The following is an 11,680-nucleotide window of genomic DNA, read 5'->3' on the forward strand; positions in this document are numbered from 1 at the left end:
TTTTTATATTTTTGAATATATATATGGAATTGCCTTTACTTGTTATAAAAATATTGTGGAGTAACATAACTTAACAAACTATCCAAAGTGTTAATCTCGGCATACGGTTGTATTTTGGTAGTATTCTTGATCTTCTGAGGGTTAAACCACACACCTTTTATATTTACATTTTGAGGACCAGCAATATCCTTTTCTAAGTCATCACCAACAAATAAAGTATTTTCCGGCTGTAAATTTAGCTTATTTAATGCTAGTTCGAATATACGTTTATCAGGTTTACTAAATCCCACTTCTTCAGAAATAATGATTGTTTCAAAATACCTATTTAAATTCGTGTTAAATATTTTAGCTTTTTGCCTCTGAGTTGAGCCATTTGTTATAATTCCAACTTTAAAGTGCTTCTTTATTTGATTTAAGAAATGAATAGTATTTTGGTCTATTGAAAAACATCTAGGGAAATTATTATTCCAAAAATCTTGGATGTAATTGCGTGGCAATCTATACTTCGGCGTGAATTCATCAAACAATGATTCTAAAACTGTCGTTTTATTACTTATGCCATATTCTCTTTTATCGTATTCTTTGAATTTCTGTAACATGTTGCTTTTAGCCGCACCATCTACATTTTCATAACACTTTTCTAAAACAATTAAAAATAATGCCTCTACTGCTTTATCCCTATCAAGTAATGTATCATCTAAATCAAACAGCATCGCTTTATAACCCATCAAATCATTTCACAACCTTTCTAGCATTATATAAATCTTTCCAAGTTTGTACCTTTAAACTTTTGGTTTAGCAAGAACATTGTTATGTAGTGATTAACGATTAAATAAAAACTAGATGAAAGAAATCCATAGTTCTTGGCACACACTCTAGTATTACAGTAGCTTCTTCTATATTGAAATTCCTTTTCCTCTTTTGGTAAAGAAGCAAAAGTATATTTTCGAGAATTTTAAGAAACTACATACAATTCACGTTATTATACATTAGTTTTTCGTAAATATTAATCGTACATCAATTCATACGATAAGTTTTTTTAAGCAATTATTTCTCCATAAAAAAGGAATATAGCTAATAATACTTTTTGGTAGTAAACATCCTATGAAGTTTACTACTGTATCTCCACATAAACTCCAGATTGTACGGCTATAATGACTACCAGAGGTGATATTATGAAAAATTATCATATCCTCGTGGTTGAGGACGATCAAGAAATTCAGGAATTAATTAAACAATTTTTAATGACACAGCATTATACAGTGGTAGTCGCTTCAGATGGACTAGAGGGTATGACACAATTTAATAAGCAATCATTTGATTTAATTCTTCTAGATGTTATGATGCCCAATCTTAATGGGTTTGAAGTTTCTAAAATGATTCGAAGTCAGTCAAACGTACCAATTATTATGCTAACTGCGTTGGAAGAAGAGGAAGATCAAATGAAAGGATTCGATCTTGGGATCGATGATTATATAACAAAACCCTTTTCATTTCATGTTTTGATTAGACGAGTCGAAGCTGTACTTAGAAGAAGTTATGATAAAAATGTAAATAATCATTTGATATTTAAAGAAGTTCGTATCGATGTGGATGCATATAGAGTGTATGTAAATGACGTTGAAATTATATTAACGACAAAAGAGTTTGAAATTCTACAACTACTATTTCAAAATGAGAGAAAAGTACTTACAAGAGAAAATATCGTAGAGAAAGTTTGGGGGTACGATTATTTTGGAGAAACACGAATAATTGATACACATATTAAAAACCTACGCAAAAAATTAGCTATCCCTTATATTAAAACAATAAAGGGTATTGGTTATAAAATTGATGAATAGTATTGTGAAACTCATGAAAATGAAGCAAATCACTTATAAACTCTTTATGACTACATCTCTCATTTTGTTATCCTTTGCAGTATTGATTTATTTAACTTTATACTTCTTTCTTCCTACATTTTATGAGCAATATAAAACAGATCAACTTCAAACAGGGATAAACGAAATCATTGATAAGTCTAAAAATCTTACGTTTCAAGATGCGATACCACTTTTTGATGAATACGCAAAAAAAATAATGCGATGCTTTACCTTCAAAATAAAGAAGGAGTAATTATTTACTCTCCTTCATTTTCTTTTATTCAAAGTGGTACGCAAAAAACAGTAGTTACTAAAGCAACACGATTCGAGAATGCAAGTACCCTTAGCAATTCATATAACGTTACGAAACCAATTCAATTCCAAGATGGTAGTTTAACGCTTATAGTCTTTGCTACATTTCAACCGATTGATGAAGCTTCACAGGTTTTAGTACGCTTTCTCCCCTATATTAGTATCATTGTACTCGTAATTGGTATAGGGAGTGCTTATTTTTATTCCAGGTTTATTACAAAGCCACTTATTTATATTAATGAAGGTGCACAAAAGATGGCAAATTTAGATTTCTCCGAAAAAATTGAGGTTCGCTCTACAGATGAGTTAGGAGAATTATCTAATAGTTTGAATGACATGTCTATTAACTTACAACAAGCTATGTTTGATTTAAAAAAAGCAAATGAACAATTAAAAAATGATATTGAAAAAGAAAGAGAAATAGAAACAAAACGCAGAGAGTTTTTTGCGATTGTAGCACATGAATTAAAGTCCCCTCTTACTGTAATGAAAGGCTACTTAGAAGGGATGATTTATAATATTGGCCCTTATCAAAATCGCGATCAATATTTAAAGAAAAATCATCAAATTATTGAAAGTATGGAACAATTAGTTCGTGAAATTTTAAGCGTATCGAAATTAGAACAACACACCTTCAAACTAAAAGTAGAGAAAGTTAATCCTTCAAAGTTAATAGGTACAATCACAAAAGATCTCGAATTTTTTGCTTCTCAAAAGAGCATCGAAATAATAAAAGAAATTGATTCTGATCTTTCTATTTATACAGATTGTGCTCTTTTAGAAAAAGCATGTAAAAATATTATTCACAATGCGGTTATGTATTCACCACATAATGAAAAAGTCTATATAAAGTTAAGTGAGGATTCGAAACAAGGTCAAATCGAAATGCAAATTATAAATACAGGTGTCAATATTAAAGATGAAGATTTACAACAAATTTTCAAACCATTTTATCGAATTGAAAAATCAAGAAATCGAAATACTGGAGGAAGTGGTTTGGGGTTATATATTGTTAAACAAATTCTTGAAACGCTAGATATAAAGTATTCAATAAAAAATATGGAACATAGTGTGCAATTTCGCATGAGTATTCCATTATCTAAACACAAAAACAAACAAACTCTCCTTTAAATAGGACGAGTTTGTTTGTTTTTGTAGTAAATATAAACTTATTAACAGGTTTTTCACTTAATGGACAAATGCTGCTTCTTAAATGGCGATTATCATAAGTAGTGACAAACTGTATTCAATTTACATATTTATCTTCTACTATAACAGCAAAAAAACGAAATTCCGCATAGCGCAAATTAGATTCTCTTATTTGAGATGCATTTCATCTATGAAACTAAAAAGGAGGATGAAAAATGCATATTTGCCTCCATTTTTCAGATTAATTTGGAATTCTTTTATGATAAGCTATATGTAAAGATTAAACATAAAACAAAAAGGATGATTCGTATGCAAATAAGACCAAAGGTAAGTGAATATAACTCCTATTATGCAACTTATACCAACTTAGTATCAGACGGAAATATCATACATATTCTAGAACAACAAATGAAGGAAACGAATCTTTTATTAAAGGGAATTTCTAATAGTGAGGCGCTTTTCCGGTATGCTCCTACTAAATGGAGTATAAAAGAAGTAATCGGTCATATAGCAGATACAGAACGGATTATGGCGTATCGATTGCTATCAATCGCTCGAGGCGAGACAGCAGAACTTCCAGGCTATAATGATGATATGTATGTTCTTAGAGCTGCTTTTGATAAGCAATCTATGCAAGATCTTCTTGAGAATTTAATAGTTGTTCGCCAATCTACCCTGTATTTACTTAGAAGCTTAGATAAAGAAGCTTGGTCACAAAGAGGAAATGCGAATAATTCTGAAGTTACAGTTCGTGCATTAGCATACATCATTGCTGGTCATGAGCTTCATCATCTTCAAATTATAAAAGAACGTTACCTTGGTTCTGATTTATATCCAGCAACTTAACATTTGAAGAAAATGAGTCCTATTTTTGTAGGGCTCTTTTTCAGTATTTATAACGGATTAGTGCTTAGAACCATGGTGATTAAATGCATTTATTTATAAAGTCCACCACATAATATATATGCTATCCCCTTTTATTCTGTACATGAATTTCTTTAGGTTGATATACTACAAACTCAATATATCTGGAAAGGTGATGATATTATGTATGAACAGCAAAATAATAGAGATAGAGATCAAAAAATGATGTTTTCTATGCAGGGAGTTCCCTCAAATAAAATTAACATGAATCAATTACCTAAATGGATTAGAATTTTTGGCTATTGTGCGTTTGGTTGGATAATAGTATTTAGTTTAATTATGATTGTAGGTTTAATTCTGCAATAACTATGTGTGATTATCCCATGATATAGGTAACCAATTATAATAAAAAGAACTTGTAGAATATCCTACAAGTTCTTTTTCAAATATTATTAAAACGGGAACAACAAACTATTTTAACATTCAGTACAGGGAGACCATTTTGGTTATGGCTTGATATTATTATAAATCAAATATAAACTTTTGAAAGGGATAGTTTTTGAAAGTTATGTGAATTTAATAACTACGATATTTATATTAAATTTCATTTACGACCAACTTCTTCTTACTTAAATACACCGCACGATCTGATTTTTTTGCAACCTCCTGTGAGTGAGTCACAACAATAATGCATTTATTCTCTTTATGTGCAAGTTCTTGAAACAGTTCTATTATATCCATTGCGGTTTCTTCGTCGAGGTTTCCTGTCGGCTCATCTGCAATTAGTAAATCAACATTACAAGATAGTGCTCGAGCGATTGCTACACGCTGTTGTTGTCCGCCACTTAGTTGCAAGACGTTTCGTTTCGCTTCAGCTTCTGAGAGTCCTACCCTCTCTAATAATTCTAATGCTCTTGCTGTTTTATTTTGCACTTTAACACCTGTAATTTCCATTGCTGTTAAGACATTTTGAAGAGCGGTCATATAGGTAATTAAGTTATAAGATTGGAAAATTACAGATACATTTTGATTACGGTATCGATCCAAACCAATTTTTCTAATATCTTTGCCATTATACAGTACATAACCATTTTTAGGGACATCCAGTCCACAACCTAAGCTCAGAGTTGTAGTTTTACCAGATCCAGATGAATTATCTCTAAAATCGTGTAGAAATGTCCTTTTTGAAAAGAAAAGTTAACATTATCTAGTATCGCTACATTTTTTCCGTTACTTTCATAATAATAATCCAAATTTTTAAACTGTAAAATCGTCTCCATATCGAGCCTCCTCATTCATCTTTTAAAAGAATTTGTTTTGGGTTTAAACGTAGAATAGATAATGCTGGAAGAAGCGTTGCTATTATAGCAATAGCTAGTCCAATTCCACCCATTTTCCCTACATCTTCTCCTGTTACACTTACATCAATTTTATCAATTGGATCTTCTTTTTGATTTTGTAGAGTACCACCAGGTCCAGCCATCATTACAGTACCATGTTGCGAGGTATCTGTTTCTTCGCTTGCAGTAGCAATTTCATTCGAAAGTAAATTATCCCCGATATATTGAGAAACTTTAGCTCCTGTTGTTATGGATAATCCAAACGCTAAAATAGCGACACACACTACTTCTACTACGAATTGCGCCATCAGTTTCCACTTTTTCTCTCCAATAGACAATAGAATTCCCATTTCTTTACGACGCCCTTTAATTGATAGCATAATGATTAATCCTAAAATGATCGCACCTGCAATCGATACAATATAAATGATCATTTGAGAAGTCGAAGAGATATTTTCAATAGGACCAATCATTTGCTTGTACAATGAATCATGCGCATCTAATTTATAATAATTAAAATCAATATTAGATTTTTTTGCTTCTTTTTTAAATGCATCAATATATTGTGGATCATTCAAGAAATACACGACTTGAACACTACTTATACCTTGGTCTACTTCTAATTTTTTCATAGTTGAATGCGGCATATATAGTTTATTAGCCGGATCCATAATAGGAGGAGCCTGTTGACCCATTGCTTGCTCATTTGTTTCGTAAATACCGATAATTTCAACCTCAAGGGTTTCCTTCTTATCCCCTGATTGCACTTTAACTTTGTCTCCTACTTTCAAATTGTTTAATTCCGCTAATCGTTTTTCCATTAAAGCTACATTCTGATTCTTCATTTGCTCTGTAATTGGTTTTCCATCAATGATTTTACTTTTTCCGTTTTTAAAGCTTTCTTGTAATGCAGTCTTGCGGACTCCCTCAATCATAAAAGAAGCATTCATATCTATTTCTGTACCAGAGCTTGAACCGCCTCGCACAGCCGCTATTCCCGCTTTACCTTTACCTTCTTCTCCTTCTGAAGCTCCTACTAGTTTAAGTCCATCAGAAATACCGAAAGTGTTAGCTATGTAATTATAGTCTTTTACATACTTGGACTTCGCTAATTGTTCTGTTTCTTTTGTATCGAGCTGCGGCGGACTTGGCATTTCTCCAGTTTCCTTAGCTTTTTGACCTAATTTGTCGAAATCAAGACCTAAAGTAACATCTGCACCAAGTTTTTTTCTCGCAGCATCCGCTGCTTTTTTTGACGCATTTTGGATTGTAAAACCTGAAAGAACCAAATTTGTAACAATCAGAAAAACTGCCATCAAAATTAATGATGTTCCTATCCTTTTTTTCATACTGAGAATTGCTCGTTTCATAAAATTCATTTTTTCTTACCTCCTTGATATCTTGTATTCTATATAGGTTATCTAGAGTTTATATGGAGCTAATCGGTAGTTTAACTAGAGATATAAGGAGTTTATGTGTAGTTATTTACCTGTTTCAGAAAAGCTAGAACACAAATTCAAAAACGCAGCCGTTTTTGAATATTGGTAAGGAGTTATTCCGCTTAATAAATTTATATAAAAGGTTAAGATTAATTTAATGTATGTAGCACAAAAAATATTTACTGTGTAATTTCTATACAATAAATATAGAGAAACCTATTTGGATATCTATAATAGGGATTTTAATACTGTATCTCATACAAATCACGTCACTTTAAAAGGTGCATCTTTTAATACGAAAATAAGCAAGTTAATATTCTCTTATATGAATAAGAATATTAACTTGCTTTTTAGATTTTAGTATAATTTATTTATAGTTTTATTTTATTGCAAGCTTTATAATATGATATACAAATTTATCACCTACTATTAGGAAAAGAGAATATTTTATAATTAATTTACAACATAAATTTTGTCCATGTTTTAAACAATATGTATTTTGGAGGAGGTTAATTTGATTTTTTCAAAACTCATTGATCGGTACGCCTTATATGATTTACACAAAAAAAGAAGTGTAGCGTTTCAGTATACTTCCCTTTCTAACACTTCATTAAATATAAAGGACATAGAATCTTTTTATAAAGTAAAACCATCCTATATTCATTTTGACATTAAGCATTCAAAACAGGAAAAGGAATACATGGTTGGGCAATTCAAATATAAAAGCTCGGTTCAATCCGGTGATTCACGCAACGACTCTGTAACTGGGGAATTATTCTTACATAAAAATGAAAATGCACCTCATGTTATCTTTGTTCACGGTTGGAGAATGGATTCTAACGAACGTGTGAAAAAAATATTCCACGATCATATGACCAGCCTGAAGTGGAATATGTATTATTTCACTCTACCCTATCATTTTGAAAGAAAACCCGATCAATCCTTTTTCAGTGGAGAGTATATGGTAAGTGCAAATATTGAACGAACAGTACAAGCAACTAGACAAGCGGTAGCTGATTTACGAGCTTTGATTAAATGGATTAAAGCAAATAAAAATGGTCCCCTGATTCTAATAGGAATTAGTTTAGGTGGATTTATTACTAACTTAACCTCTCTTGTTGAAGAAGAAATTGATGTGTTAGCATCCATTTTCTATGCAAATCGACTCTCTTATTCAATTTGGAATACAACTCCAGGTAAATTTATTAGAGAAGACTTGGAACATCATGGTGTAACGTATGATGATTTAATAGATTATTGGAAAATCACTGAACCGAGTCAAGCATTACCAAAAGTAAAAAAAGAAAATATTTTATTGATTTCAGGTAAGCACGATCTATATGTGCATTCTGAGGATACAGACTACTTGTGGGAATCTTGGGAAAGGCCTACACGATATATTTATACATGTGGGCATGCCGGGATAGTTCTTAAACGTAAAAAAATTGCAACTGATACAATCAATTTTATTCAAAATCGATTGAACTCCCTGCACTTATCCAATGACAGGTCTTAAATTGTGAGATTACTAAGTACAAAATCTTATACTTATATTGTAATATTTTTTACTAGTCACCTTTGTAAATCTTAGCCCCAAGCCTTACACGATTGAAAATGAAATAAAATAAATAACTAAGGAACTAATTTACCATGTGGAAAAACATTGGTCAGCATTTTCACCAGTGGTCCCTGTATATGCAATATTACATACAAAAATCTTTATTTATTACGTTATTAATTTAAAAATAAATTATTCATCCATTAATCTATACCATCCGTATTTACATTTATGGATACCCTAATTACATATGAAAAAGAGAGAAGAACATTGGTTAGTTCTTCTCTTTTTGTTTATTTTTAAAATAACTATCTATAAAATTTTGCTTTTTATAATTCTTCATGAGTCTAGAAAAGAAATTTTTCTAATGTACATAATTACAACGACATTAAAACACTTTGCTCTTAAATCCGCTACTTGTATTATTAATTGCATGAAACTCCTTCTTGAGAAAGGTTTTAATTTCCGAATATTCTGTTGACCGTTATAACATATCCAATTTACAATTTAATTGTAGTGTTCTTTCACAATTAAACTACTTAGAATACACTTCATTTATTTGAAAACAATTACAAATAGAGGTGCTAAAATGAAAACTAGAGTAAATCCAGAATTATTACAAGGGTTAGAGATGTTTCCGGATCTCGATTTACGCCCAGAAAATTTGCAATCAATCAGAGAAGGAATAGCTCAAATGAGACCACCTACCGTTGTTGATGACTCCCTTTCTTTAATAGATAAAGTCATTGTTGGGCCTGATGATAATCCGTTACCATTACGAATTTATCGTCCAAAATCAAATCATGAATCTTTACCTGTCTTATTATGGATACATGGTGGAGGTTATATCTTAGGGTCTATAGATGATAACGATGATACTTGTATGAGGTTTGCAAAAGAAGCTAGCTGTGTGGTCGTGTCTGTAGACTACCGCTTAGCACCTGAACACCCTTACCCAGCACCAATTGAGGATTGTTATTCAGCTTTAAAATGGATTGCTGATAATGCAAAGTCATTAAACATTGATTCGAATCGAATTGGAGTTGCAGGAGTAAGCGCTGGCGGTGGACTAACAGCAGCATTATCATTATTAGCACGAGATCGAAAATATCCTTCAATTTGTTTACAAATGCCACTATATCCAATGATTGATGACCGAAATAATACACCTTCAGCGAATGAAATTAAAGAAGGATTTGTTTGGAACCAAAAGGCAAATGAAGCTGGCTGGAAAATGTATTTAGGAGAAATGTATGGAATGGATCAAATCCCTGCATATGCAGCGCCTTCTCGAGCTGAGGATTATAGTGACTTACCGTATACTTACACATTTGTAGGTCAATTAGATCCATTCCGAAGCGAAACATTAACCTATATAAGCAAACTAGCGCAAGCTGGTGTTGATGTCGAGTTTCATTTATATCCAAATGCCTATCACTGGTTTGAAGGGTTAAATCCAAATGCCGATGTATCTATTTATGCTGTGAACGAAATAGTACAAGCAATAAAAACTGGGTTCAAACGAGTATCTAAGGTTGAAGCTTAATCCCATTACAAGAGAAACATTCATAAATAGTATACATTTGTGAGTGTTATTATCATTTAAATATAATAGCCGATTTCAAATGAGAATCGGCTATTAATATGTAAAATCCGCCTAATATATCAAGGTTGAGAAACAGATATAAGATGTTTAGACGATGTATTTATTTCCTCTGCCAATGCTTTTATGTTCATCATGATTTGAAGTATTTCTTCTTTTGTTGTCCTTGGGTTGATAGAGCAAAGTCGAATTACTACTTTTTCTTTTAATTTAGTCGTACTTAGCATAGCAAATCCTCTTTGATTAATTTCTTCCACCAATTTTTTGTTTATTTCATGAATTGTATCTGTAGATGTTAGCTCACATGGAATATAACGAAAAGTAACAATTCCTAATTGGGCAGGTGTTACTACTTCCCAATCTTTTTCTTTCCTTAAAAATTCTTCAACTTGTTCAGCTAGCATAATGCCATGATCAATTGCCTCACGAAAAGCTGTAACTCCGAATGTTTTAAAAGAAAGCCATACCTTTAATGCTCTAAATCTACGAGAAAGTTCAATTCCACGCTCCCCAAAGTTCACTTTTTCTTCTATATTAGTTTCCGTATCCCTAATATACTCTGGGATCATACGAAACGTTTCACTTAAATATTGACTATTTCGAATGAGTACACAACCAACATCATAAGGCTGAAAAAGCCATTTATGCGGATCTAACGTCAAAGAATCAACACGATGAATTCCTCTTAACAACTCTCTTCCTTTTTCGCTGAGAATTGCTGCAGCTCCATAAGCCCCATCCGCGTGTAGCCATATATCTTCATCACCACATACATCAGCCAATTCATCGAGGGAGTCCACCGCTCCGCAATTCGTTGTCCCTGCATTCGCAATAACACAAAATGGTTTTTTCCCTTTTAATCGATCTTCTTTTATTTGCTTTCTTAAAGTACTAACTGAAATTTTTAAATCTTCATCTGTCTCAATTCGGCAAATTTGATGCTGTTTAAAACCTAATACTTTAAGTGCTCGATCTACAGAAAAATGAGTTTGGTTAGAAAAATAAACAATCGCATTTTCGATTTCATTATTCAACTTAACCTGTCTTGCTACAGTAAGTGCAGTCAAATTAGCCATGGAACCGCCACTGACAAATAGTCCTTCAGCTGATTCAGGGAATCCTAGCATTGATTTTAACCAGTTAATTGTCGTTAATTCAATTTGTTCGGCACCTGCACCTACTATCCAAGCTGTAGGAAATACATTAAACCCACTTGCTAAAAAATCTGCTAATACACCAACATAATTATTAGGACCTGGCACAAAAGCCATAAAATGAGGATGATCCACATGAGTAATTTGATTAAACACATTGTTATTAAGAAAATGAAGTAATTCTTTTGGATTAGATCCGTTTTCCGGAATCTTTTCAATTAGCTTGTCTCTAAAAATATTACTATCAATCGTTTCTGAAACTGGTTTACTTTTTAAATGATTCATATGATCAACAATCAAGTCAACCGCTTGATATCCTAACTGACGCATCTCTTCGGCTGATAACTGCAAATTTTTTGTCATTTGGTTTGCTCCTATTCTATTTAAAAAGGCGAGTTC

8 protein-coding genes and 2 pseudogenes are annotated in these 11,680 nt (G+C 32.0%); 6 read left to right on the top strand and 4 right to left on the bottom strand.

All coding sequences use genetic code 11. The annotated features are described in order from the left end of the window. Window positions 1-35: 35 nt before the first annotated feature. Window positions 36-728, bottom strand: a complete 693-nt coding sequence (locus N2V79_RS13195) for an HAD family hydrolase (RefSeq protein WP_000540709.1) — start codon at window positions 726-728, stop codon at window positions 36-38. A 447-nt stretch (window positions 729-1,175) separates the two neighbouring features. Between N2V79_RS13195 and N2V79_RS13200 the strand changes: the two genes are divergently transcribed. The 4 genes and pseudogenes from N2V79_RS13200 (at window position 1,176) to N2V79_RS13215 (ending at window position 4,553) form a co-directional block, all read left to right on the top strand. Next, a complete protein-coding gene (locus N2V79_RS13200; protein WP_000800727.1) occupies window positions 1,176-1,841 on the top strand; it encodes a response regulator transcription factor in 666 nt (221 codons plus the stop codon). Next, window positions 1,834-3,305: pseudogene (locus N2V79_RS13205) on the top strand (ATP-binding protein). Before N2V79_RS13200 ends, N2V79_RS13205 begins: the two are co-directional and overlap by 8 nt. Window positions 3,306-3,632: 327 nt before the next feature. Beyond that, on the top strand, window positions 3,633-4,169 hold the full coding sequence (locus tag N2V79_RS13210; RefSeq protein WP_340719946.1) for a DinB family protein: 537 nt from the start codon (window positions 3,633-3,635) through the stop codon (window positions 4,167-4,169). A 201-nt stretch (window positions 4,170-4,370) separates the two neighbouring features. After that, complete coding sequence (locus N2V79_RS13215) at window positions 4,371-4,553, top strand: hypothetical protein (RefSeq protein ID WP_000273229.1); 183 nt, start codon at window positions 4,371-4,373, stop codon at window positions 4,551-4,553. 231 nt (window positions 4,554-4,784) lie between these two features. Here N2V79_RS13215 and N2V79_RS13220 read toward each other — a convergent pair. Together N2V79_RS13220 and N2V79_RS13225 are read right to left on the bottom strand one after the other, a co-directional pair. Then, a pseudogene (locus N2V79_RS13220) lies at window positions 4,785-5,467 on the bottom strand (ABC transporter ATP-binding protein). Between the two features lie 11 nt (window positions 5,468-5,478). After that, on the bottom strand, window positions 5,479-6,906 hold the full coding sequence (locus N2V79_RS13225) for an ABC transporter permease (protein ID WP_069355671.1): 1,428 nt from the start codon (window positions 6,904-6,906) through the stop codon (window positions 5,479-5,481). 574 nt (window positions 6,907-7,480) lie between these two features. Between N2V79_RS13225 and N2V79_RS13230 the strand changes: the two genes are divergently transcribed. Together N2V79_RS13230 and N2V79_RS13235 are read left to right on the top strand one after the other, a co-directional pair. Then, window positions 7,481-8,482, top strand: a complete 1,002-nt coding sequence (locus N2V79_RS13230) for an alpha/beta hydrolase (protein WP_053564278.1) — start codon at window positions 7,481-7,483, stop codon at window positions 8,480-8,482. Window positions 8,483-9,113: 631 nt separating this feature from the next. Continuing rightward, window positions 9,114-10,070, top strand: coding sequence for an alpha/beta hydrolase (locus tag N2V79_RS13235; RefSeq protein ID WP_000857931.1), 957 nt, complete (start codon window positions 9,114-9,116; stop codon window positions 10,068-10,070). Window positions 10,071-10,189: 119 nt separating this feature from the next. Here the strand turns inward: N2V79_RS13235 and N2V79_RS13240 are convergent, their stop codons facing one another. After that, the gene (locus N2V79_RS13240; RefSeq protein WP_000164806.1) at window positions 10,190-11,644 is read right to left on the bottom strand and encodes a pyridoxal phosphate-dependent decarboxylase family protein; all 1,455 of its coding nucleotides are present in this window, start codon (window positions 11,642-11,644) and stop codon (window positions 10,190-10,192) included. Window positions 11,645-11,680: the final 36 nt, after the last annotated feature.

Origin of the sequence: Bacillus sp. CH_70 (assembly GCF_038007045.1) — a bacterium.
In the GTDB taxonomy this organism is placed as follows: Bacteria; Bacillota; Bacilli; order Bacillales; family Bacillaceae_G; genus Bacillus_A; species Bacillus_A cereus.

Excerpts from the sequence above, each read along its gene's own strand:
- N2V79_RS13195 (WP_000540709.1), bottom strand. The coding sequence starts at position 728 with ATGGGTTATAAAGCGATGCTGTTTGATTTAGATGATACATTACTTGAT.
- N2V79_RS13200 (WP_000800727.1), top strand. The coding sequence starts at position 1,176 with ATGAAAAATTATCATATCCTCGTGGTTGAGGACGATCAAGAAATTCAG.
- N2V79_RS13210 (WP_340719946.1), top strand. The coding sequence starts at position 3,633 with ATGCAAATAAGACCAAAGGTAAGTGAATATAACTCCTATTATGCAACT.
- N2V79_RS13215 (WP_000273229.1), top strand. The coding sequence starts at position 4,371 with ATGTATGAACAGCAAAATAATAGAGATAGAGATCAAAAAATGATGTTT.
- N2V79_RS13225 (WP_069355671.1), bottom strand. The coding sequence starts at position 6,906 with ATGAATTTTATGAAACGAGCAATTCTCAGTATGAAAAAAAGGATAGGA.
- N2V79_RS13235 (WP_000857931.1), top strand. The coding sequence starts at position 9,114 with ATGAAAACTAGAGTAAATCCAGAATTATTACAAGGGTTAGAGATGTTT.
- N2V79_RS13240 (WP_000164806.1), bottom strand. The coding sequence starts at position 11,644 with ATGACAAAAAATTTGCAGTTATCAGCCGAAGAGATGCGTCAGTTAGGA.